Below are 18,044 nucleotides of genomic sequence, written 5' to 3'. Positions count from 1 at the left end.
GCTGTCCTCACCCCCATCACCACTGTTCCAGTGGATGCTTCAACTCCTGAGTCCGTCGCCTCTGGTCCAGCCTGCTCGTTGCAGCGTTCCGGTTCCCTCTGGCAGCTGGGCATCGAGGCCCAGGAGCTCACCACCGCCATCGGCTTGCTGGCCCAGCGCCTCGAAACCGATGACGTCGACATCCGCGCCCAGGCCCTCGCTGAGCTGGAGGCTGCCCTGCTCGCGGAAGAAGGCAACAAACAGGCCCTCGCTGCCAAGGCCGATGCCACCTGCTGGGTGATCGAGCACCTGCGCGGCCAGGCCGCCTACCGCCAGCAGCAGGCCAAGCGCCTCACCGATCTGGCCCGCTCTGATGCCGGCCGGGCCGATGCCCTGGAGGAGTCGCTTGTGTTCGTCCTCACCCAACTACAGCCGGCCGCCACCCGCTTCTCGTTCCCGAACCACGAGCTCACCTCCCGCAAGTCCCAGTCCGTCGAGATCGACGACGACGAAGTCCTCGATTCCGAGTGGCTCACCGTCATCACCACCACCAAGCCGGACAAGGCCGCCATCAAGGAAGCCCTCAAAGCAGGCACGGAGATCACCGGCGCCCGGCTCCTCTCCCGTCGCTCCTGGCGCATCTGTTGAACGGGACACAGGCCCCATGCAACTGGGGTTCCGGCTGGGCAGCCGGGCCCCCCTTCCCTTCCTCCTCACACCATTGCTTCCATCGCCATGACCGTCGCCGCTCCTTCCACCAACGGGACCCGCACCACCAGCCGCCCCGCTGCTCCCCGACCAAGCCAGAGGCCGCCCTCGGCACTGGAGCTAATCCGCTCAACTGACCGCGCCGTTGAGGCTCCAGCACCAACTTCGGCACCGGAAGCCCCCCAGGCTCAGCCCTCCGGCTTCTCGCCCGAGCAGCTCGCGGCGCTCTCCGCCCCCCTCGATCGCGCCAACGTCCGTCAGCGGGAGCAGGGCCGATCGAAGGTCCACTACCTCGAAGGCTGGCAGGTGATCGCGGAAGCGAACCGCATCTTTGGTTTCGACGGCTGGCAGCGGCAGACCATCGCCGTCCGCTGCGTCGCCCAGGCCGAACGTTTGATCGGTGCCAGAGGCACGAGCCGGGAGCAGAAGCCCGGCTGGGGCGTCACCTACACCGCCCGTGTGCGCGTCACCGTCACCGCCGGAGGCCTGACGCCTCTGGTGCGCGAGGGCAGCGGCGCCGGCCACGGCATCGACGCCGACCTGGGCCAGGCCCACGAGTCCGCCATCAAGGAAGCCGAGACCGACGCCATGAAGCGGGCCCTGATGACCTTCGGGAATCCGTTCGGCCTCGCCCTCTACGACAAGGCGCAGCGGCAGGTCAGCAGTGCTGCGGGCCAGGGCGATGGAGCCAAGCGGCCTGGTGGGCAGCGGTCTTCTCTGATCCGGCCGGAGGCTGGTTCTCCCGCCGCCGCCGTTGCCTCCCCTGCTCAGCGCCGCACCCACGCCACGGACCCGACGCCACCGCCATCAGCCCAGGCCGACTGCGGCCAGATCCCCCTCGATACCGAGACGATCCAGCACCTCCACAGCACCCTGCGGACCCTGCCTCGCCCCTTGCTGGAGAGCCTCACCCGGGCCTTTCGCAAGCGCTTCCAGGTGCCCGAGGCCGCTGCCACCATCGCCGATCGGATCAATCAGAAATGCCACCACGACTGGATTGAGACGTTTCTGGTGTCGCACCGGGAGCTGCGCTCCACAAGTCAGCACCAGCGTCAGCCCGGCACAGCTGCTCAGCCCCTCTCCTGAAGGGGGCAAGTTGGCGGCTTCTGCCTACGGTTGGCCCATGGCCTTCCCCCGCATCAGGCACGATCCCGCCGTGATGGGCGGCAAGCCCTGCATCCGCGGGCGGATCCTGCAGTCCTACCCGCAGCTGGAAGCAGCAGACATCGAGGAGGCGTTGGCCTCGTGGCAGGGGCACCCCACCTGAAGCTCAGCAGTCGAGATAGGACTCCATCGTTGCCGTGGTTCAGGGGACGCGCTGCAGCTGACCCCGCCTCCTGGCCTTGAAGTCAGCCGCCAGCTCCTCTTCTGTCAGACCCAGTCGCTGCAGCTCAACCTGCATGAGGCGGCCGGCTTCCAGGAGCCGCTCGCGCTCGTTGAGATCGGATTCCTGCGGCAGGGGGACATAGAGCCCAACGGTGCGCCCATGGCGCGTCACCTCAAGAGGGGTGGCCGCTTCCAGATGCGAGGCCAGGCGCGCCCGCAGCTCTCGGATGCCGACACGGACAGCCACGCTGCACCCCCGCAAAGTGTGTACACATCCTAGGTGGGTGTGCCGGCCTCTGCTGGTGCTGGTGTCGCGCCAGCATGGGTGCAGCAGGACTGCCGCCGTGCTTCTGAACCCCTTCTGCCCAATCACCACCGCGGTCTACGCCATGCAGCATCGCCGCCCGGCAGCGACCTGAGCTGGCGCGATGGCTGTTGAAGTCGCCCTGGCGATGCTGGAGCGGGAGGGCCGCTGGCTGATGCAGCTGCGCGATGAGATCCCCACGATCGTCGCGCCCGGCTGCTGGGGCCTGTTTGGCGGGCACCTGGATCCTGGCGAGACGCCGGAGCAGGCCCTGCGGCGGGAGCTGCTGGAGGAGCTCAGCTGGCAGCCCCCAGCGTTGGAGCTGGTGATGGTGCATCACATCCACCGGCGCACGGCCCATGTCTTTCGGGCTGAGCTATCGGTGCCGCTGGAGCAGCTGCAGCTGCTGGAGGGTCAGGACATGGCCCTGGTGAGTGCGGAGGAGCTGCTGGTGGGGTCGATTTGGAGTACCCGGTTGGGCTGCCACCGGCCTCTGGCTGATGGGTTGCTGGAGGTGATGCAGCAGGTGCTGGCGGGGCAGAACTGAGCACGACAGAGCGCACGGGGGCGTCCCCCCCTGGGCTTCTCGGGCTTCACTGGCATGGATTGAGGCAATGGCCTCAGGTCTCGCAACAAGAGGGGGAGATGACCGCCGCGCCTGCCCGCCGGGGTTCAGGTGCGCCAAGATGGGGGCATGGAAGCAACCGAAAGCACAAAGCAGCCGAAGGCCCGGGTGGCCCGGCTTATTCCGGCAAGCCAGCCTGGCTTGGCCCCCATTCGGGTGAGCGGGCAAGTGAAACCGTTGACAGGCAGGGCAGGTGCTCTGGCTGCTGTCGCCCGTCTTTATGACGAGCACGGGGACGAGCTGAAGCAGCTTGCCGATGCCTGAGCCGCAATGGCTCGATCGCGACCTGGTCGACGAACTGCATGATCAATCCCTCCAGGTCCACGGCGGCCTCTGCGGCATCCGCGACGTCAACGTTCTTGAAGCCGCGATTGCTTCTCCTCGAAATCTCTTTGCCTACGGCGGGGAAGACAACCTTTTTTGCCTGGCTGCCCACCTGTTGGTGAGCCTCGCCAAGGCACATCCCTACAGCGATGGCAACAAGCGCATCGCGATCATCTCCGCTGTGGCGTTTCTGGGCTGCAACGGGATTGAACTGAACATCAAGCCCGGGGAGCTGGTTCCTCAGACAATCAGAGCCGCACGGTGCAAAGAGCGCGAGCGAGAGACAGAAGAAGATGCGATATCGCTTTGGCTACAACTGTCGGCAAGGAGAACTGACGCCGCTAACTCAAGATCTTGACTTGTCCACCCTGGAAGCCCTGAAACCAAGCCGCCGTTTGCAAGTAGGCAATCTCTGGCAGCTCATGATCAGCATGCTGCTTGGGTCCTGACGTTCAGCCCTATGGCGTCTGCCCCGGTGGCGGCAGCCGCCGTTCCACCTGGAGGAACACCAGCCAGGCCACGCCGGCACTGATGCCGCCGGTCCAGTCGTTGCGCAGCAGCTCCACAATTGCCACCGTGCTGGCGCCGATGCGCAGGCCGCGCAGCAGGAAGCGGCCCAGCTTGTCGAGCGACTCCCGGTTCACCGTCATCGGCTGGGGCCAGCACAGAGGTGCTTCAGGTTGGCGGAAGGGCTGCAGGAGGCGTCAGTTGGGCGATTGCCGCCGGGGGCACACCCACCTGCTTGGCGATCAGCAGCACCAGCAGCTCCAGTCGATCGAGCCGCTGCTCCAGCTGCTGCAGGCCACCGCCACTGGCTTTGCTGCTGGCGGCCTGGCCGCCGCCCGATGCCTTGACGCCCTTGCTGACCTTGGTGGGCAGGGCACTGCGCAGCGGCGGGCCGTCTGGATGGTTGAGCAGGGCCTCGATCTGCCGCGGCTTGGGGCCGCTGCTGAGGCCCTTGATGCCCCGCTCTTTGCACAGGCCCCAGAGCACCTTCACCGACAGCCCCTCAAGGTCTTCCCGGCTGGCCCAGTCTTCTCCTTCCAGCAACGCCGATGGCTGGCTGGGGGTTGACTCCGCTAGCTCCCCCTGCAGGCCCCGGTAGAGGCGGGCATCGGACTGGGCCAGATCCCGCAGGGTGGCCCTCAGGGTGTCAGCGATCTGTCCCACGCTGGCCTCCCTCTGCGGTGGTGTCCTCCTTCTCGTTGACCTGCAGATCGAGCTGCTGAGCGTCAATCTCCACAGGGCCCTGGTGGCCGTTGCCGCCGAGGCTCAACGGCGGCAGCTCCTGGCTTTTCTCGATGAATGCCTGACGCTTCTTGTCGAGTTCCACCACCTTGTCTTTGGTGTGCGTCCAGCGGTTGATGAAGCGGATCACCGCCTGCACAAGACCGCCAATAAAAGAGCCACCTTGATAGGTTTTTCGTCCAAGTTTGTAGCGGCCGAATTGATTGACAAGATCATCACCGGCATCCTCCAGATCGCCAGCGATAGCGGTGACAATCTCCAGCATTTCGTAGACATCGGTGCGTACCGACGCCTCGCGCTTGGCCAGGGCCAGTAGCCGCACCCGCAGCTGGGCTGCTTCGCTTCTGGCCTTGTTGGCCAGGCTTTTGTGCTGGCCGCGGCTGCGCAGGGAGCTGGTGTAGCAGCTGCGCAGTTCGCGGTAGGTGCTGTTGAGATCCTCACGCTTCATCGGCTCGGGATCGGGCGGGAAGTCGCTTGTTGACGGCAGGAAGACCATGCAGCACGCTCAACTGCCGCTAATCCTGGATCGCGGCCCTACCCGGTAGGACGGCAAAACCCAGGCCTGGAAATGCAGAATTTGCATGAATCAGCCATCGCGTCCTGTCAGCGACGTGACTTGTGCCTGGAACTACATTTGACCTCTGACGGGAATCGTTGCAGCTCTTCTTCTTTCGTTACGGGCTATCCCGCGCTCGTACCGACTTCGGCTTGGTTCGCCATGCTCACTGGCTGGCCTGGATGTGCTTCAGGCCAATTCAGGCCAGGCCCCCGATGGTCAGCACCACCAACTGGCGCAGCTGCTGCAGTTCTGTTGGGGTGATCTGTGACTTGGTAGCTGCGGTGAGGCGTGTCTTGGCCACGCAGGTCAGGTTCTGCGGGAGCAGGTAGCTCACCTTCGTGCAGCCGTTGCTGGGGCTGGGCTGCAGGACCACGGTCAGGTCGGGGATGGCCAGGGCAGGGTCGCCTGTCATCGGCACCACCAGCACCGTGGGGTAAGCCGGGTCAAACAGTTCGGTGTCCTGCACCACAACAGCTGGCCTGAGCTTGTTGGGCTCTGGCGGCTGAGGATTCTGGGCGGGGTCGTCTGGCTCCTTGCGCCAGTCAACGGTGACGATCTGCCCGGCTTTGAGCTCCACGCTGGCCGTCAGCGGGAGATGGGCTCAGGGGTGGTCCAGTTGTCGATGAACCCTTGGGCCTCAGGATCAGCCGCGATGTGATCGGCCACCGTTTTGCTCTGGGCACGAATGCGGGCCCGCAGGGCCTCCATGGCGCTCACCGAGCTGCTCACGGCCACAACACGTCGCCCGCCGCGCTGGCGGCGGCGAATGGAGAAGGGAGCTTCCGGCTCCTGAATGGCTTGATCGGCTGGGGTCATGACGGCAGCGGCTCTCGCCGTCCGCATGGACGTTCCTTCAACCCTAATCGCGGTGTCAGTGTCACGCTTCCTGGCTGCCAGGCCCTGGCACTGGCGATCACGCCACCCGGCCTGCCCCGGCTTGCGCACCGCGCAAGGGCTGACGCGAGTCGCTGCGCTGCGCTCCGCGCCCCTTGCGCGGCGCAGGCGGCGCCGGGGCTTGACGGCGGTGTCGTTCGCCAGCACAGCCATGGCCGCCACCCCTCTCAGCCGCACCTGCCCGATCCGCATCGTCTCGGTGCATCTGCTTGATGCCGCTGGCCGGCTTCTAAGGGTTCTCTTCCTCGATCACCAAGCCGCCAGGCTTCTTTGAAGCCAGTGGGCACATCTCTGCTGAGCCGCACTACGTGCCCCGAGAAGAGGCGCTGATCCTGGCCTCCAATCAGCAGCGGGTGCTTGGGCCTCAGGCCAGGGTGCAGGTGCTCTGAGCCTCCCGGGGCCGGAGGCTTCTTGGCCTCCGGCTTTCTCCTGCCTGCCATGGCTGGGGCTTGGGCTGCATGGCAAGAGCTGGTGCCATGCACCGCCATCAGCGGCGAGCCCCATGACCGCAACGCCTCTTCCACCCACGCCCAGCAGCACTGCGCTGCCACGCGCACCTCTCGGTGCGACCAGTCCCCAGCACCCCAACCGGCTGCGCATTCCGACCATCCCCGCCTATGAGGTGCTGCTCCAGCAGCAGGAGGAGAGCCGGGGGGTCTTCAGGCTGCTGTCCTGAGCAGCCGCTGGCGCCGTCAGCTCCAGGGCCTGATCGAAGAGCACCAGCTCGATGCGGCCGCAGCGCTGGACGGACTGATGGCCTTGGCGGCAGAGGAGCACCGGCGCGACTTCTACGCCGTGCTCACCGGCTTTCGCCGCTACACCCCGGCCGAGCTGTCGGTGCTGTGGCTGGAGAAGGATCGCTACCGGCCAGAGCTGTGGCTGGAGAAGTGGCAACGGTCGCTGCCGGCCGCGACGGCCGCAGCGGCTTGATGCACGGATGCCTTTGATGGCTGGCGCGCAGGGCTCGTCAGAGCGACCGCAGCAAGGCCTTATAGGCCTTGTGTGATCCGACCCAGAACCAGATCAACGTGCCGTCCTTCAGCACTCCCACGGCCCGCCAGTCGAGATCGACACGGGCCGAGTAGATCGGAAGCGTTGTATGCACCTTCTTGAATCTCAGAGAAGGATGGGCCGGGTTCTGTTGCCAAAGCTTGTAGGCACGCCTGATCTTTCGTCTCCTTTCGAGGGGCGCCTGGGTATAGAGCTGTCTGAACTGATCAGTCGTAACTGAGTTCACTGCAGCTCATCGATCGGCTGCACCCGGCCAGCCTGGAAATCTTGAATGGCTTCACTGGCCATTCGCTCCAGCAGGTTCTGCGATCCAGCGAACAGGGCGCTCCAGCGCTCCTCTGATTCCATTTCCTCGAGCAGGATCGCCGCCAGCACGTTCTGCTCCTCTTCCGGGAGCTTGGCTGCGGATGCCACCGCTGCAGACAGAGCTTGCGTCATCGGTTCCGCTCCAGGTCAGTGGACCCATTCCATTCTGTCAGGGTCAGCCAGCGGTCACTGGCAGGGAGGCGCGGGAGCTTAGGCAACGCTCACCTCAAAGGTGGTGAGTAGCCTTGGCGCCAACGCCGGCTGCGGACACTCCTCCAGGAACAGTTCGGTGGCCTCCCGCAGGTTGGCCAGGGCTTCTTCCACGGTGTCGCCTTGGCTCACGGTGCCGACCTCCGGGCACTCGGCCACGACCACCTCCTCCTCGCGGTGAAGGATCGCCGTGGGTCGTTGGGCGGCGGCTGTGCTCATTGGCGTTGAGCGGGCTGCCTCCAGTCTGGGGCTTCTGGGCAAGGCCAGCCAGCAGCTTGCCGGTGGGGGCTGAGGCCGCCCGGCTGTCGCGGCAATGCAGTTGCATTACCATTGTTGCAATGCTCTTGGTTGGTCCGATGGCTGTTCTCCCCGCCTCTGCCCCGGCTGCCACCGCTGGAGACTCCCCGATCGAGGAGGTGGAATCGGCCCTCACCGATCGCTATCAGACCACCGTGCCGCAGCCGGTGCGGCGGGCCCTGGGGCTACGCAAGCGTGACCGAATCCGCTATGCCTTCCGTGCCAATGGCGAGGTGGTCCTGCAGCGCGCCTGCCCAGAGCCTGCAGACGACGATCCGGCGCTGGCACCCTTCCTGGTTCTGCTGGAGCAAGACATCGCCGCCCATCCCGAGCGTCTCCAGCCCATCAGCGCAGATCTGGCGGGCCGCTTGCAGGAGCTCGTGGGCGGGATTGCGGTGGATCTCGATGGTCCACCTCCAGAGGATGACGACTGCATGAGCAACCTCCCCTCGAAGCCAATCGTCTGATGGCGGATGAAGCCGCCCCGGCGGTTGTCGTGATCAACGGCTGGCGTGTGTTTGCGCATCCGCTATTTCTCGATCAGCTGGAGGCGCTGATCACGGATGTGGAGGCACTCCGCCGCAAGGATCCCCAGGGGTATGGCAGCAAGGCCACCAGCAAGCACCTGGCGGCGATCACCCGGTTGATGCTCCACGACATCCCCCAGGATCCCAGCCGCAAGGAGTTTCAGCAGGGATCCACCCTGGGGGCTGAGCATCGGCATTGGCGCAGGGCGAAGTTTTTCCAGCAATACCGGCTGTTTTTTCGCTTTCACAGCCGCTCCAAGGTGATCGTGCTCGCTTGGGTGAACGACCAACAGACCAAGCGCGCCTATGGCAGCAAGAGCGATGCCTATCGGGTGTTCCAGGCCATGCTGGCCAGCGGTCACCCACCCAACGACTGGGACAGCCAGCTGCAAGAGGCCGCAGGGTCCACAGGTCGATTCCAGCAGCTCACCGCTGAGAGCTGAGGCCCCTTCCTGCAGTAGGGCCGCTAAGCGTGGGCCGGCCTGGCAAAAGCCCATGGAGGGCTGGCCGGTCTGCGGTGACTTTTGAGCGCTTTGTCAGATCCTTGATCGTTTACCCCAAGAGCGAGCAGCTTCAGCTCTTCACGACAGCCGTAAAATCAGACCATTGTTCAATTCGGAATGCGCGAATATCACGCACGGATTTCGGGAACCACGACCTGCTTCTCAAAGCTTGAATCGCGAGGAATAGATTTGCCATGTCTTCATTGCTAGAGACATAGAGGCTTCCTTGCACGCGGCTGAAACCATGCTCCCCAAGGACCGATGCAATTTCCGTGTAGGCCTGTGTAATCCCCTTGGGGTGATGCTTCTCGGTTTCGCTGACAACCAAGTCAAAGGCGACCGCATACATTTATTCGGCCTCTGGGTCGCTCTCGATGCGGCTTAGCCGGTATTCCGCTCGTTCTCCGCTCTCGATTAAGACGACTTCAACCATCCAGTCATCATCGTCGAGTTTTTGAATAGCCTCGCCAACTTTGTACTTAGCCCCAAATGGGCCAAAGCTCTTGATTGCGCCAACGGGGGTCGCAGGCTTTTCAAGGGTTGATGGCACTGCGGGGTCTCCATCGGTTAGCCACTGCAACTCTAGTCGGTTTTGTTCCGGCTCCGTACCTTGGGCTGGGGGGCTCACCCTGGCTGCTCCTGCTGCCGCCAGTTTCGCCTCGGCTTTGTGACCCCATGGAGATGTCAGCGAGGCCGATAGCTGGAGCCTGGCGACGATCATCCGTGGAGGTTGCTGGTGGCACCCCTTCTGCAGCACACCAGCGAGGGCTGAGCCCCCTCTCTGTAGTTGAGCCGTGCGCCTACCTGGCAAAAGCCCATGGAGGGCTGGCCGATCTGCCTGCGGTGGCCCCAGCAATGCCGATGGCACCACCCCAAATGAGCAGCAACGCCGCACCGATCCTGGCCCTGGTCGGCGCTGAGATCCTCTCGCTGATGGCCTTTGTCGGGGCCTGTGAGATCCGAGCCAAGGACGTGATCTTGTGTGAAAGCCGCTGGGCCTTGGCCCTGCCGGCGATTGCCCTGGCCGGCCAGTCGGCCGCCACTTATTTCATGGACTCCAGCCGTGCCGGCGGCAGGGTCCCAGGCGGTCAAGGCCCGGGTGGCGGCGGCCCCGGCCCCGGTGGTGGCATCCCGGCTGCCGTGGTGCGGCACCTGCCGCCCAGGAACCGGCTCGGCCAGTTCCGCTCCAGCACAAGCGACGAGGACGGGGACGATGGGCTGGCTGCTTGATCTGGCCATCGCCTTCCTGGCCCTCGGCGCCATGGAGGCGGTAGTGAAACCACTGGCGCGGCGGTTTGTGCAGCGCCGCATCCTGGCGGTCGCGCCCCTGCTGTTCTGCCAGCTCGATCCGCTGCTGCCGGGGCTGCTGCAGCGCTGCTCTGGCGCCGAGCTCGAGCAGGTGGTGCGCCAGAAGCTGGAGGCGCTCACCGGCGAGAGCTGGGCCACAGACGACCTGAGGCCACTGTTTGCCCTATTCGACCCGCGGGCAGCAGCGGATCATGCGGTGGGCCAGATGGGCGATGAGGCCTTTGCGGGATGGCTGGAGGGGGCAACGCCGGAGGAACTGGAGCAGTGGCAGCCATGAGCAAAACCACCAAGCAGGGGAAGCCTCCAGTCCCCACCAGCAACTACGTCACCTACTACGACCCCGCCAAGGCCCATCACCGCGCCTGGCTGAGGGCAGCGAGCTGCGGGATCTGTGGAAGGCCGCGGTGGAGACCAAGGCTCCGGGTCGGGCTCCTGCTCCGGCCGTTCTGCGCCACCCCAACCCGCTGGTGGGAGTGCCCCGGTTCAATCAGCGCGATTCCGCCCAGCTGTCCCAGCGCGATCGCACCTGCTTCTCCTCCAGCTGCGCCATGCTCCTGGAGGCCATCAAGCCCGGCACGCTCAAGGGCGCCAATGGCGACGACCAGTACCTGGCGGTGGTGCAGCACCTCGGCGTCGCAGACGACGAGCAGAGAACCAGTGGCGACACCACCGACGCCAACGCCCAGCTGCGTGCCCTCGCCCATTTCGGCGTCACGGCCCGGATGGTGCAGAACGCTGACTTCCAGCTGATCGTGCAGCAGATCAACCGTGGCATCCTGGTCCCCTGCGGCTACATCCACCGGGGCCCGGTCGAGCGGCCCACCGGCTCAGGGCACTGGCTGATCGTCTATGGCCACACCCCCACCCATGTGGTGGTGAACGACCCCTGGGGGGAGCCCGATCTGATCCACGGCACCACCCTCAACGTCAAGGGGATGGGGCTGCGGTTCAGCCGGCTGAATTACCGCTTCGCGGGCCTGCGGCTACGGGAAGCGCTGGATGGTGGAGCCGATCGGCGGCGGTGCCTATGGCTATGCCCCGGGCAGGGGCTGGGCGGTGGTGGTGGGCGCCATCCTCTGAGGCGCCACAGCAGAGCAGCGCCGATCAGGTGTTCCATCTTTGCTGCGCGCTCACAGCTGGAGGCGCTGGTGGAGGCTGCAGCCCCTTCTCTCTGATCAGCACCGTACAGTGTCCGTACGTTTCGGGTGGGTGTCGCCTTGACCAGCACCAAGCCCCAGGGTCACCGGCCGGCCAAGACCAGCCGAATCGAGCTGCGGGCCACAGAAGACGACCGCGACCTTCTGGATCGGGCCGCTGCGGCCCTCGGCACCGACCGCAGTTCCTTCCTGCTCGCTCAGGGGCGCCTGGCGGCCCAGCGGGTGCTGGCCGACCGGGAGCAGTTCGTGCTCGATGCCGACGGCCAAAAAGAATGGGAGCGGATCAATAGCCGCCCGGCCCGCAACCTGCCGGGGCTGGCGCTCCTGCTGCAGCGGCGGTCGCCCTTTGTCACTCCAGTGGAGGATCAGCCCGAGGCATGAGCGGCTACCAACCGCCAGAGCTGCTGGCGGCCCGTCACCAGCTCGCAGGCTTTCGCTGCCGATCGGAAGAGCAGACAGCCTGGCTGGTTGAGACGGCTCGGCAGGCCCATGGCACCGGTACCACCCGTGTGTTTGTGGTCACCGCAGTGGATCAGCGGCATGTGGTCGCCTACTACGCCTGGTGCATGGCGAGCGTGGCGACCCAGCCCATCGCCTTGCTGGCTCGTCTGGGGGTCGACGAACGCCATGAAGGCCACGGCCTTGGCGCTGCCCTGTTGCTGGATGTGATCGCCCGAGTCGCCAGCCTGGGCGAGGCGATCGGCTGCCGTGGCTTGCTGGTCCATGCCGAGTCTGAGGAAGCCCGGAGCTTCTACGAGCACCGGATCCCGGAGTTCGAGCGTTCACCCACCGATCCGCTGCACCTGCTGCTGCCGCTCAAGGACATCCGCCGCACCCTGGGCGCGTTGCTCCGGTGATTGGCCCGGCATGGCATCCGCTGGGGAGCGGCGCTCGGTTTCACCGTAGGGCGCTTCGCGAAAAGGACCCTGCCGACCCCGTTCTCGACTGGGCGGAGGTGCGCGATGCGCTGCTCGCTGCGGATGCTGGTCGCTGAGCAACAGCCGTTCAGCGCTCAAGGGTGAATTCGAAGGATTGCGGCGCTTACGGGTGGGCCGTTACCGCGTGGTCTACGAATGGCAACGCAGCGACCCGGTGATCCTGGTGGTGCGCATCGGCCATCGTCGCAGGGTCTATCGCTGACGGGATCAGCCAACAGCCGCTCCATGCCTTTGAGCTGAAGGCTCAGTTGTTGGGGACGATGCATCGACCACCTCCGCGGCGATTGGTCACATGTCTCGACTGTCGATGTCGTGACAGGTCAGGCCGGCTGCAGCATCGGGTGGATCGGCAGCAGGGTCTCGATCGTGCTGCTGTCACTGATCTGGGAGTAGTGCTCGAGAGTCACGCCGACCGGCTTGCCTAGCTCATCGAAGTCGATGATCAAGTTGTCGCTCATCGCTTCTGAACTGCTGCTCACTCGATCGGCCAGCTCGATATGGAGGGTGTCGGTATCCGGGAAGTAACGGATTTTCATGGCGCAGGGGGCACAGCAGATGGGGGAGGTTGTGACGGAGTGCGGGACCTCAGAAAGCCCCGATCGAAGAAGGCGTTGTGGACGGTCTCTCTGTCCTCAAGGGTAATGACCCTGAGCGCACGGTTCTGTGCCTCTGGCACCAGGCCCCACAGGGCATAGCGGCCGTCGGCCTGTCTGCGTTCCTTCAGGGGTGCGGCCATCACCCGCAGGATCCAGGCCGCTTCGATGCCTGGGTGTTTCGTGCACACCACCTCACGGAAATAGGACGTGGTCTTCACGTAGCCGTAGCCAGTGCCACAACGGCATGAAGCCTGGCCATCGCTGGCTGATCGGCTGGATCCAGCCGTGGCAGCGGCTCTTCAGGCATTCAGGAGTTGGGAGAGTGCCTGATCACGATCGGCGCGCAAAGCTTCAAGATCGGCCCGCAAACTCCGGGATCCCATCGATCGGCGGACTGTGGGCCGGGCCAAGGGCTCGCAATCCACTGCGGCTTCCAAGCCCCGCCAAAAGCTGGGCCGCTGGCGCCCCATGCGCTGATACAGCGCCTTGGCCTGCACGAGTGACCAGCTTTGGAGCAAGACAGGCATGGGCTGGCGGGTCAGCGGGTGGTGGCGTGATGGCTCAAGTTTTATGAGCATGGCTCAGGCGGGGCTGCGCTTGCAACCTGCGTAAGCCTCCAGTTCCGCCAGACAGCACGCCAGCGGTGCTGCCAGCCGAGCTGGTGGTGGGCCTTGTCGATCTGCAGGTGCAGGCGGCCGGCCTCGTGCGGGGCGTGGGGGTCGGAGCCATCGCGTCAGGAGCCGGGCCAGTGCTGGAGGGCGGCTTCCAGCACGTGCTGCCAGGGCCCGCATGGCATCGGGAACGATCCGATCGGCCGCCCAGTCGCCGCTGCCGATCACGTTGCCGGCGCTGTTGGGATCGTGGCCGCCCTACCGCCGGGTGCCATGGCCATCCACATCGGTGGCCACGCGGGTCAGGGAGTCGGGCAGCTCCTGTCAGGCCAGCTGCGACAGCATCCCGGCATAGGTGAGCAGGGCATCGGGGGGCGTCCCGCCGAGTGGTGTAAATCCCGAGGAGCAGCACCGGCTACGCCGGGGCTGACGGCTTGCCTCCTTCAGATCTCAGCTGTGGCAATGGGTGGCCCGCATATGGACCAGGCAGATAGGACCATATGCCTGTGATTGGCTGGCACGTAATGGGTTTAGAGGTATCCGGAAACGAATTCCTGTGCCTATGCGGACCACGAAGGGTCGGACCATCTCCTCGAAACGATCCGCCCATTTAGCGCTATAAGTCATTGCAGGGCTGGCGTCCGAAGTGGCGACTCAGAGCCATATCCCCTAAAGTTCTTCCACTTACTCAAGATCAGAGCTCTAATGTCACTTGCTGCAAGCTATGCGCTGTGGAATAACAAGGGAGGGGTGGGCAAAAGTACAATCACCTTTCATCTCGCTACTCGTTACGCACAGCTTCATCCGGAGCGCAAAGCACTTGTAATTGATATGTGTCCACAGGCAAATGTATCAATGATTCTGCTCGGTGGTGGGCAAGAGGGTGAAGACAGAGTTCTTCAACTGTGCCAAGTTGATCCTACCCCAAAGTCTGTGGTGGGTTACTTGGCTACCGTCCTTTCAGGTGGCTCGGGCGCTCAGCTCCCGCACCCATCAGACTTCATAGTTAATCCTAGTGACTGGAATCAGCACATACCACCCAATCTATTGCTGCTATGTGGAGATGGCAACCTCGAACCAATGGCACCACTGATCTCCGAAAGAGCAAATCAAGCAGCGCTGCCGCCGGCAGAGCACCCTTGGAAATGGGTTCACAGCATCTTGCGTCGTTTCATCGAAAATGCCACAAGCACCGAAGAAGATTGGGTGGTCTTTGTTGATACAAATCCAAGCTTCAGTATCTACACAGAAATTGCAATATCAGGTGTCGACCGACTAGTTGTTCCTGTAAATGCTGATGATGCGTCTCGGGTAGCCGTTAATGCGATGTTTTCATTGATTTATGGAGCAGACCCTCCTCATCCATTTTATGGGCAGTACACTTATGCCGCAAAAGCCCATACACATGCCATCTTGCGCCCAATGGTGCACCTTGTCATTGGTAATCGGCTGACACAGTACTCGGGCTCAGCTGCAGCATATGGAGCACTTTCTGACGCTACAGCCGACGCTCTCTACACAGCCTTCCAAAATACACCTCAAAGATTCGCTCAAATAACACCTCCCCCACACGACTTGGACAGTTTTAGGACTTCATTCTCGGTTCCACTACGAGACTTCAATACCGCGGGAGTGGTCGCGGCCCACTTGGGCACACCCCTTTCTGATCTGAAAGAAAGAAGCTATTCAGTATATGGAACCAATGTTAGCGTCGATGCTCGTCGAACAGGCGAGTGTCAAGATGCCATCGATGATGTAGTCAGGCGACTCTGAGAACCCTAGATGATCAAGCAGTGCATAAGTAACGCTGCAATTGTCTGCGGGTTCTTTGATAATTCAGCAGCAACGCTATACCAATAATGTATAACATCAAGATTCAGCGGACGGGATTGCACAGATGAAGCGCGCCTTGTTGAGCCACCCCCGCCGCTGATCTTGGCGTTGGGCATAATCTACCGAAAAAAGTGACTTGTCCTTAGCAATGCACGGTGACCCAGAATAAGGCTAAGAGTACATCCAGGGGAATATTCGCCACGGTCTCAGTTTCGAAAAAGCTACAGATCCTTTGACTGCAGATCCCCGGAAGAGCGCGTCAAACGGGATGCTTATGCATGTGCCACAGAATTACTTTCTCTAGTTCCTTTATCTGATCTTTGTCGTCAAAGTCGAGGCCGCTATCGGTCATCTCTGCGATATCTTTCGCTATTCCGTTCATTGCTTCACTGGAAACGCGCTCGATCTGAATGCCCATTTGACCGAGCTGGGCAAGGATCATAGATTGTACGCTCATGTACGTTGGGGCGAATGTGATTTTATATTCTAAATCATATAGGCAATTCTCCAGACCAGCTTGTTCGCACTACCCAACCCTCTTCAAATACCCATCCGGCGCTACGCTAATCAACAGCTTGTTGTCGATGTCCTTGTCGATCACAAACTCGAGATGGGTCTTCAGCCATTCATGAACGGCTGTTTTGGGGTTGTTGCCGACGTCCCAGGGGCGATCGGGGAAGGAGCCGGCAGGTAGGTCTTCCACCACGGTGTCAAACACGATGCAGTAGCTGCCAACGGACACCAGATCGGCGTACGCATTCAGTTCAGCGAGCACGTGCTCATGCGTGTGGTTGGAATCCAAGGACACCAGCACCCGATCGACGCCATCGGCATGGCTTCGCACCTGTTGGATGATCTCGGGGTCGATCGCCCCCGGTTTCAGGAAAGTTGTCACCCCTGTGATCAGTACACCCGGGGGCTTGAGGACATGACCAATGCGTCGTTACAGCGAGGCTGTAAAGGCTGACGTGAGGAGGCGAATGAGCCCACCGCAGCGGCAAAGCGTGGCCCAGATCTCCGAGGAGCTGGGCATTCACGTGGTGACCCTTTACAACTGGAGGAAGGCATGGCGGTTGCAGGGAGAGGTGGTGCCGGCATCCGAGAAGGAACCAGAGGGCTGGAGCGCTGCCGATAAGTTCACGGTGGTGATGGAGACGGCTGGCTTGAACGCCACCGAACTCAGTGCCTACTGCCGAGAGCGAGGCCTGTTTCCTGAGCAGGTGGAGCGTTGGCGGCAGGCGGCCCAGGATGCCAATGAAAAGCCAGTGCTGACCTTGAAAGAGCAGAAGGAGCTGGAAAAGCTCCGCGCCCAGGACCAACGGGAGATCAAAGCCCTCAAGAAGGAGCTGCAGCGCAAAGAGAAGGCCATGGCGGAGATGGCGGCCCTGCTGGTGCTGCGAAAAAAGTGGGAAGCCTTCTGTTCGGAGGACGCGGAAGGCTGACCAGCGCCGCTCACAGGAAGAAGGCCATCGAGCTGATCAGCGAGGCACATGCCGCTGGCGCGGGTTTGGTGCGTGCCTGCAGCGAGATCGGGATCTCTCTGCGCACCCTCAAGCGTTGGCGCAAGGCCTTGACGGGTGATGACGGTGGTCACGATCGTCGTAAAGGCAGCCCACGCCTGGTCTCCCACAGACTGAGTGAAGAGGAGCGCCAGCGCATCCTGCTCACCTGCAACCAGCCCCAGTACGCCGCATTGCCACCAGGTCAGATCGTGCCAGCACTGGCAGATCAGGGGCTGTACATCGGCTCGGAGAGCAGCTTTTACCGGGTGCTCCACGCCCACGGACAGGTGCACAGGCGCGGTCGTGCACGGCCACCACAGGAACCGCGCCCCATTCCACGGCTCAGGGCCTCAGGCGCAAACCAGGTGTGGAGTTGGGACATCACCTACCTGCCCACCACCGTGCGCGGGATCTGGCTTTACCTCTACCTGGTAATCGACGTCTGGAGCCGCAAGGTTGTGGCCTGGGATGTCGCCGAACGGGAAGATCCAGCGATTGCAGCGGATCTGGTGAGTAGGGCTTGCCTGAGAGAACGGATCAGCAAAGGCAGGAAACAACCTCTGGTTCTCCATGCCGACAACGGCAACGCCATGCGTGCAGCCACGCTGGAAAGCCGGTTGGAGGAACTGGGCGTACTCAGGTCGTTCTCACGGCCACGGGTGTCCAACGACAACCCGTACTCAGAATCCCTGTTCAGGACAGTGAAGTACCGGCCTGATTACCCCCGCAAGCCATTTGCCTCCAAAGAGCAGGCTTGTCAGTGGGTGGCCGCGTTCGTCGATTGGTACAACCACCAACACCGCCACAGCGGGATCAAATTCGTGACGCCCCAGCAACGTCACAATGGCCGGGCTGTGGAGATCAGCCGCCATCGCGCTGTCGTCTACGAGCGAGCCCGACAGCTCAATCCAAGGCGTTGGTCACGATCAACCAGGTGTTGGCGTCAACCGGAGGTGGTCTGGATCAATCAGCCGCCAGATGAACTCAATGAACCAGGGCAGCTACCGTTGATGCAGGCGGCCTGAAAGGCAGCCCAGGAGTGACACCTTTCCTGAAAGTCACCGTCGAGGATCCTTCAATCAGCTCCATCTTGAAGCGCAGGGGATGCTCGTCGAGGGCTTTGCGGTTGTGGGGGCGGATATCAATATCAACACCGACAACTTTGCGAGGGGATTGCCGCGGATCCAGGCCTTCCATCACGTCCAGCTGCCCAAAAGTCAGCATAAAGCAGCTTTTGAGGCCGCGAATAGTACTATCAAGCCGGAGTTGATTTGAATG

General features: G+C 63.0%; 36 protein-coding genes. 21 read left to right on the top strand and 15 right to left on the bottom strand.

Translation table 11 applies throughout. From position 1 onward, the window contains the following. The first annotated feature begins 78 nt into the window (after positions 1 to 78). The 3 genes from SynRS9909_RS05975 (at position 79) to SynRS9909_RS05965 (ending at position 1,954) form a co-directional block, all read left to right on the top strand. The gene (locus tag SynRS9909_RS05975; protein ID WP_240307804.1) at positions 79 to 627 is read left to right on the top strand and encodes a siphovirus Gp157 family protein; all 549 of its coding nucleotides are present in this window, start codon (positions 79 to 81) and stop codon (positions 625 to 627) included. Between the two features lie 87 nt (positions 628 to 714). Continuing rightward, positions 715 to 1,773 (top strand): RAD52 family DNA repair protein, encoded by a 1,059-nt coding sequence (locus SynRS9909_RS05970; protein ID WP_007102698.1) that lies wholly within the window; start codon positions 715 to 717, stop codon positions 1,771 to 1,773. A gap of 37 nt (positions 1,774 to 1,810) precedes the next feature. After that, entirely contained in the window at positions 1,811 to 1,954 is a 144-nt protein-coding gene (locus SynRS9909_RS05965) for a DUF433 domain-containing protein (RefSeq protein WP_007102699.1), read from the top strand. A gap of 39 nt (positions 1,955 to 1,993) precedes the next feature. Here SynRS9909_RS05965 and SynRS9909_RS05960 read toward each other — a convergent pair whose 3' ends face one another. Then, positions 1,994 to 2,260, bottom strand: coding sequence for a hypothetical protein (locus SynRS9909_RS05960; protein WP_007102700.1), 267 nt, complete (start codon positions 2,258 to 2,260; stop codon positions 1,994 to 1,996). 181 nt (positions 2,261 to 2,441) lie between these two features. Here SynRS9909_RS05960 and SynRS9909_RS05955 point away from each other — a divergent pair, with 181 nt between their 5' ends. The 3 genes from SynRS9909_RS05955 to SynRS9909_RS05945 all read left to right on the top strand — a co-directional run bounded on the left by SynRS9909_RS05955 (position 2,442) and on the right by SynRS9909_RS05945 (position 3,624). Beyond that, the gene (locus SynRS9909_RS05955) at positions 2,442 to 2,864 is read left to right on the top strand and encodes an NUDIX hydrolase (RefSeq protein ID WP_007102701.1); all 423 of its coding nucleotides are present in this window, start codon (positions 2,442 to 2,444) and stop codon (positions 2,862 to 2,864) included. Positions 2,865 to 3,011: 147 nt separating this feature from the next. Beyond that, complete coding sequence (locus SynRS9909_RS05950; protein ID WP_007102702.1) at positions 3,012 to 3,206, top strand: hypothetical protein; 195 nt, start codon at positions 3,012 to 3,014, stop codon at positions 3,204 to 3,206. Continuing rightward, entirely contained in the window at positions 3,199 to 3,624 is a 426-nt protein-coding gene (locus SynRS9909_RS05945) for a type II toxin-antitoxin system death-on-curing family toxin (protein WP_007102703.1), read from the top strand. Before SynRS9909_RS05950 ends, SynRS9909_RS05945 begins: the two co-directional genes overlap by 8 nt. Before the next feature lie 100 nt (positions 3,625 to 3,724). Here the strand turns inward: SynRS9909_RS05945 and SynRS9909_RS05940 are convergent, their stop codons facing one another. From SynRS9909_RS05940 to SynRS9909_RS05920, 5 genes are all read right to left on the bottom strand, one after another. Then, positions 3,725 to 3,916, bottom strand: a complete 192-nt coding sequence (locus tag SynRS9909_RS05940) for a hypothetical protein (RefSeq protein WP_007102704.1) — start codon at positions 3,914 to 3,916, stop codon at positions 3,725 to 3,727. 25 nt (positions 3,917 to 3,941) lie between these two features. Next, complete coding sequence (locus SynRS9909_RS05935; RefSeq protein WP_007102705.1) at positions 3,942 to 4,436, bottom strand: hypothetical protein; 495 nt, start codon at positions 4,434 to 4,436, stop codon at positions 3,942 to 3,944. After that, a complete protein-coding gene (locus SynRS9909_RS05930) occupies positions 4,420 to 5,010 on the bottom strand; it encodes a hypothetical protein (protein WP_186593823.1) in 591 nt (196 codons plus the stop codon). Before SynRS9909_RS05930 ends, SynRS9909_RS05935 begins: the two co-directional genes overlap by 17 nt. 259 nt (positions 5,011 to 5,269) lie before the next feature. Further along, positions 5,270 to 5,650 (bottom strand): type II toxin-antitoxin system PemK/MazF family toxin, encoded by a 381-nt coding sequence (locus tag SynRS9909_RS05925; protein ID WP_007102707.1) that lies wholly within the window; start codon positions 5,648 to 5,650, stop codon positions 5,270 to 5,272. 8 nt (positions 5,651 to 5,658) lie between these two features. Further along, positions 5,659 to 5,889: a hypothetical protein gene (locus tag SynRS9909_RS05920; protein ID WP_007102708.1), complete on the bottom strand. Its 231-nt coding sequence runs from the start codon at positions 5,887 to 5,889 to the stop codon at positions 5,659 to 5,661. Between SynRS9909_RS05920 and SynRS9909_RS05915 the strand changes: the two genes are divergently transcribed. The 3 genes from SynRS9909_RS05915 (at position 5,888) to SynRS9909_RS05905 (ending at position 6,897) form a co-directional block, all read left to right on the top strand. Next, positions 5,888 to 6,241, top strand: a complete 354-nt coding sequence (locus SynRS9909_RS05915; protein ID WP_038001416.1) for a hypothetical protein — start codon at positions 5,888 to 5,890, stop codon at positions 6,239 to 6,241. The two genes, SynRS9909_RS05920 and SynRS9909_RS05915, sit on opposite strands and share 2 nt — an antisense overlap. Before the next feature lie 228 nt (positions 6,242 to 6,469). Next, positions 6,470 to 6,643, top strand: a complete 174-nt coding sequence (locus SynRS9909_RS05910; protein WP_162858340.1) for a hypothetical protein — start codon at positions 6,470 to 6,472, stop codon at positions 6,641 to 6,643. Positions 6,644 to 6,720: 77 nt separating this feature from the next. Beyond that, a complete protein-coding gene (locus SynRS9909_RS05905; RefSeq protein WP_007102712.1) occupies positions 6,721 to 6,897 on the top strand; it encodes a hypothetical protein in 177 nt (58 codons plus the stop codon). A 37-nt stretch (positions 6,898 to 6,934) separates the two neighbouring features. Here the strand turns inward: SynRS9909_RS05905 and SynRS9909_RS13965 are convergent, their stop codons facing one another. The 3 genes from SynRS9909_RS13965 to SynRS9909_RS05890 all read right to left on the bottom strand — a co-directional run bounded on the left by SynRS9909_RS13965 (position 6,935) and on the right by SynRS9909_RS05890 (position 7,713). Next, entirely contained in the window at positions 6,935 to 7,072 is a 138-nt protein-coding gene (locus SynRS9909_RS13965; protein ID WP_240307805.1) for a hypothetical protein, read from the bottom strand. A gap of 128 nt (positions 7,073 to 7,200) precedes the next feature. Then, complete coding sequence (locus SynRS9909_RS05895) at positions 7,201 to 7,416, bottom strand: hypothetical protein (RefSeq protein ID WP_007102714.1); 216 nt, start codon at positions 7,414 to 7,416, stop codon at positions 7,201 to 7,203. A gap of 78 nt (positions 7,417 to 7,494) precedes the next feature. Next, entirely contained in the window at positions 7,495 to 7,713 is a 219-nt protein-coding gene (locus tag SynRS9909_RS05890; protein ID WP_007102715.1) for a type II toxin-antitoxin system HicB family antitoxin, read from the bottom strand. Between the two features lie 137 nt (positions 7,714 to 7,850). On the opposite strand from SynRS9909_RS05890, the gene SynRS9909_RS05885 reads away from it, so the two are divergent. Together SynRS9909_RS05885 and SynRS9909_RS05880 are read left to right on the top strand one after the other, a co-directional pair. Beyond that, positions 7,851 to 8,258 carry a type II toxin-antitoxin system PrlF family antitoxin gene (locus tag SynRS9909_RS05885; RefSeq protein ID WP_050752648.1) on the top strand — a complete coding sequence of 136 codons (408 nt, stop codon included), beginning with the start codon at positions 7,851 to 7,853 and terminating at the stop codon, positions 8,256 to 8,258. Then, positions 8,258 to 8,761: a type II toxin-antitoxin system YhaV family toxin gene (locus SynRS9909_RS05880; protein WP_007102717.1), complete on the top strand. Its 504-nt coding sequence runs from the start codon at positions 8,258 to 8,260 to the stop codon at positions 8,759 to 8,761. Before SynRS9909_RS05885 ends, SynRS9909_RS05880 begins: the two co-directional genes overlap by 1 nt. A 130-nt stretch (positions 8,762 to 8,891) precedes the next feature. Here the strand turns inward: SynRS9909_RS05880 and SynRS9909_RS05875 are convergent, their stop codons facing one another. Continuing rightward, a complete protein-coding gene (locus SynRS9909_RS05875) occupies positions 8,892 to 9,170 on the bottom strand; it encodes a virulence factor (protein WP_007102718.1) in 279 nt (92 codons plus the stop codon). Further along, a complete protein-coding gene (locus SynRS9909_RS14190; RefSeq protein WP_162858341.1) occupies positions 9,171 to 9,542 on the bottom strand; it encodes a DUF5397 domain-containing protein in 372 nt (123 codons plus the stop codon). A 140-nt stretch (positions 9,543 to 9,682) separates the two neighbouring features. On the opposite strand from SynRS9909_RS14190, the gene SynRS9909_RS05865 reads away from it, so the two are divergent. The 6 genes from SynRS9909_RS05865 (at position 9,683) to SynRS9909_RS05840 (ending at position 12,426) form a co-directional block, all read left to right on the top strand. After that, a complete protein-coding gene (locus SynRS9909_RS05865; protein ID WP_162858342.1) occupies positions 9,683 to 10,051 on the top strand; it encodes a hypothetical protein in 369 nt (122 codons plus the stop codon). Then, complete coding sequence (locus SynRS9909_RS05860) at positions 10,035 to 10,406, top strand: hypothetical protein (RefSeq protein ID WP_007102721.1); 372 nt, start codon at positions 10,035 to 10,037, stop codon at positions 10,404 to 10,406. The genes SynRS9909_RS05865 and SynRS9909_RS05860 overlap by 17 nt, the downstream gene beginning before the upstream one ends. Positions 10,407 to 10,533: 127 nt before the next feature. Beyond that, positions 10,534 to 11,304: a C39 family peptidase gene (locus SynRS9909_RS05855; RefSeq protein WP_186593822.1), complete on the top strand. Its 771-nt coding sequence runs from the start codon at positions 10,534 to 10,536 to the stop codon at positions 11,302 to 11,304. Positions 11,305 to 11,346: 42 nt separating this feature from the next. Then, the gene (locus tag SynRS9909_RS05850; RefSeq protein ID WP_038002054.1) at positions 11,347 to 11,667 is read left to right on the top strand and encodes a DUF1778 domain-containing protein; all 321 of its coding nucleotides are present in this window, start codon (positions 11,347 to 11,349) and stop codon (positions 11,665 to 11,667) included. Then, complete coding sequence (locus tag SynRS9909_RS05845) at positions 11,664 to 12,143, top strand: GNAT family N-acetyltransferase (protein ID WP_007102724.1); 480 nt, start codon at positions 11,664 to 11,666, stop codon at positions 12,141 to 12,143. The genes SynRS9909_RS05850 and SynRS9909_RS05845 overlap by 4 nt, the downstream gene beginning before the upstream one ends. An 88-nt stretch (positions 12,144 to 12,231) precedes the next feature. After that, positions 12,232 to 12,426: a type II toxin-antitoxin system RelE/ParE family toxin gene (locus SynRS9909_RS05840; RefSeq protein ID WP_050752547.1), complete on the top strand. Its 195-nt coding sequence runs from the start codon at positions 12,232 to 12,234 to the stop codon at positions 12,424 to 12,426. Positions 12,427 to 12,544: 118 nt separating this feature from the next. On the opposite strand, the gene SynRS9909_RS05835 is transcribed toward SynRS9909_RS05840, so the two are convergent. Next, positions 12,545 to 12,760, bottom strand: a complete 216-nt coding sequence (locus tag SynRS9909_RS05835; RefSeq protein ID WP_007102726.1) for a DUF2283 domain-containing protein — start codon at positions 12,758 to 12,760, stop codon at positions 12,545 to 12,547. 1,376 nt (positions 12,761 to 14,136) lie between these two features. On the opposite strand from SynRS9909_RS05835, the gene SynRS9909_RS05830 reads away from it, so the two are divergent. Next, positions 14,137 to 15,204: a ParA family protein gene (locus SynRS9909_RS05830; protein WP_007102729.1), complete on the top strand. Its 1,068-nt coding sequence runs from the start codon at positions 14,137 to 14,139 to the stop codon at positions 15,202 to 15,204. Positions 15,205 to 15,523: 319 nt separating this feature from the next. Here SynRS9909_RS05830 and SynRS9909_RS05825 read toward each other — a convergent pair whose 3' ends face one another. Both SynRS9909_RS05825 and SynRS9909_RS05820 read right to left on the bottom strand, forming a co-directional pair. Further along, positions 15,524 to 15,706: a hypothetical protein gene (locus SynRS9909_RS05825; RefSeq protein ID WP_007102730.1), complete on the bottom strand. Its 183-nt coding sequence runs from the start codon at positions 15,704 to 15,706 to the stop codon at positions 15,524 to 15,526. Positions 15,707 to 15,790: 84 nt separating this feature from the next. Then, positions 15,791 to 16,159 (bottom strand): CmcI family methyltransferase, encoded by a 369-nt coding sequence (locus SynRS9909_RS05820; protein ID WP_007102731.1) that lies wholly within the window; start codon positions 16,157 to 16,159, stop codon positions 15,791 to 15,793. Between the two features lie 40 nt (positions 16,160 to 16,199). On the opposite strand from SynRS9909_RS05820, the gene SynRS9909_RS13960 reads away from it, so the two are divergent. Beyond that, entirely contained in the window at positions 16,200 to 16,706 is a 507-nt protein-coding gene (locus tag SynRS9909_RS13960) for a transposase (RefSeq protein ID WP_071933931.1), read from the top strand. After that, the gene (locus SynRS9909_RS05815; protein WP_007100122.1) at positions 16,670 to 17,791 is read left to right on the top strand and encodes an IS3 family transposase; all 1,122 of its coding nucleotides are present in this window, start codon (positions 16,670 to 16,672) and stop codon (positions 17,789 to 17,791) included. The genes SynRS9909_RS13960 and SynRS9909_RS05815 overlap by 37 nt, the downstream gene beginning before the upstream one ends. Here SynRS9909_RS05815 and SynRS9909_RS13955 read toward each other — a convergent pair. Then, positions 17,751 to 17,906, bottom strand: a complete 156-nt coding sequence (locus SynRS9909_RS13955) for a cephalosporin hydroxylase family protein (RefSeq protein ID WP_255479256.1) — start codon at positions 17,904 to 17,906, stop codon at positions 17,751 to 17,753. The two genes, SynRS9909_RS05815 and SynRS9909_RS13955, sit on opposite strands and share 41 nt — an antisense overlap. Here SynRS9909_RS13955 and SynRS9909_RS13950 point away from each other — a divergent pair. Beyond that, on the top strand, positions 17,871 to 18,041 hold the full coding sequence (locus tag SynRS9909_RS13950; protein WP_255479266.1) for a hypothetical protein: 171 nt from the start codon (positions 17,871 to 17,873) through the stop codon (positions 18,039 to 18,041). The two genes, SynRS9909_RS13955 and SynRS9909_RS13950, sit on opposite strands and share 36 nt — an antisense overlap. Positions 18,042 to 18,044: the final 3 nt, after the last annotated feature.

Origin of the sequence: Synechococcus sp. RS9909 (assembly GCF_014279595.1) — a bacterium.
Lineage (GTDB): Bacteria > Cyanobacteriota > Cyanobacteriia > PCC-6307 > Cyanobiaceae > Synechococcus_C.
The sequence above is the reverse complement of the archived record's forward strand: the minus strand, read 5'-3'. Positions and strand labels throughout refer to the sequence as shown.

Coding starts and splice junctions, on each gene's coding strand:
- SynRS9909_RS05895 (WP_007102714.1), bottom strand. CDS start 7,416: ATGACGCAAGCTCTGTCTGCAGCGGTGGCATCCGCAGCCAAGCTCCCG.
- SynRS9909_RS05905 (WP_007102712.1), top strand. CDS start 6,721: ATGGCCTTGGCGGCAGAGGAGCACCGGCGCGACTTCTACGCCGTGCTC.
- SynRS9909_RS14190 (WP_162858341.1), bottom strand. CDS start 9,542: ATGATCGTCGCCAGGCTCCAGCTATCGGCCTCGCTGACATCTCCATGG.
- SynRS9909_RS05885 (WP_050752648.1), top strand. CDS start 7,851: ATGGCTGTTCTCCCCGCCTCTGCCCCGGCTGCCACCGCTGGAGACTCC.
- SynRS9909_RS05865 (WP_162858342.1), top strand. CDS start 9,683: ATGGCACCACCCCAAATGAGCAGCAACGCCGCACCGATCCTGGCCCTG.
- SynRS9909_RS05880 (WP_007102717.1), top strand. CDS start 8,258: ATGGCGGATGAAGCCGCCCCGGCGGTTGTCGTGATCAACGGCTGGCGT.
- SynRS9909_RS05945 (WP_007102703.1), top strand. CDS start 3,199: ATGCCTGAGCCGCAATGGCTCGATCGCGACCTGGTCGACGAACTGCAT.
- SynRS9909_RS05860 (WP_007102721.1), top strand. CDS start 10,035: ATGGGCTGGCTGCTTGATCTGGCCATCGCCTTCCTGGCCCTCGGCGCC.
- SynRS9909_RS05955 (WP_007102701.1), top strand. CDS start 2,442: ATGGCTGTTGAAGTCGCCCTGGCGATGCTGGAGCGGGAGGGCCGCTGG.
- SynRS9909_RS05845 (WP_007102724.1), top strand. CDS start 11,664: ATGAGCGGCTACCAACCGCCAGAGCTGCTGGCGGCCCGTCACCAGCTC.
- SynRS9909_RS05970 (WP_007102698.1), top strand. CDS start 715: ATGACCGTCGCCGCTCCTTCCACCAACGGGACCCGCACCACCAGCCGC.
- SynRS9909_RS05940 (WP_007102704.1), bottom strand. CDS start 3,916: ATGACGGTGAACCGGGAGTCGCTCGACAAGCTGGGCCGCTTCCTGCTG.
- SynRS9909_RS05910 (WP_162858340.1), top strand. CDS start 6,470: ATGACCGCAACGCCTCTTCCACCCACGCCCAGCAGCACTGCGCTGCCA.
- SynRS9909_RS05825 (WP_007102730.1), bottom strand. CDS start 15,706: ATGATCCTTGCCCAGCTCGGTCAAATGGGCATTCAGATCGAGCGCGTT.
- SynRS9909_RS05950 (WP_007102702.1), top strand. CDS start 3,012: ATGGAAGCAACCGAAAGCACAAAGCAGCCGAAGGCCCGGGTGGCCCGG.
- SynRS9909_RS05835 (WP_007102726.1), bottom strand. CDS start 12,760: ATGAAAATCCGTTACTTCCCGGATACCGACACCCTCCATATCGAGCTG.
- SynRS9909_RS13950 (WP_255479266.1), top strand. CDS start 17,871: ATGCTCGTCGAGGGCTTTGCGGTTGTGGGGGCGGATATCAATATCAAC.
- SynRS9909_RS05830 (WP_007102729.1), top strand. CDS start 14,137: ATGTCACTTGCTGCAAGCTATGCGCTGTGGAATAACAAGGGAGGGGTG.
- SynRS9909_RS05930 (WP_186593823.1), bottom strand. CDS start 5,010: ATGGTCTTCCTGCCGTCAACAAGCGACTTCCCGCCCGATCCCGAGCCG.
- SynRS9909_RS05890 (WP_007102715.1), bottom strand. CDS start 7,713: ATGAGCACAGCCGCCGCCCAACGACCCACGGCGATCCTTCACCGCGAG.
- SynRS9909_RS05915 (WP_038001416.1), top strand. CDS start 5,888: ATGACGGCAGCGGCTCTCGCCGTCCGCATGGACGTTCCTTCAACCCTA.
- SynRS9909_RS05965 (WP_007102699.1), top strand. CDS start 1,811: ATGGCCTTCCCCCGCATCAGGCACGATCCCGCCGTGATGGGCGGCAAG.
- SynRS9909_RS05875 (WP_007102718.1), bottom strand. CDS start 9,170: ATGTATGCGGTCGCCTTTGACTTGGTTGTCAGCGAAACCGAGAAGCAT.
- SynRS9909_RS05920 (WP_007102708.1), bottom strand. CDS start 5,889: ATGACCCCAGCCGATCAAGCCATTCAGGAGCCGGAAGCTCCCTTCTCC.
- SynRS9909_RS13960 (WP_071933931.1), top strand. CDS start 16,200: ATGCGTCGTTACAGCGAGGCTGTAAAGGCTGACGTGAGGAGGCGAATG.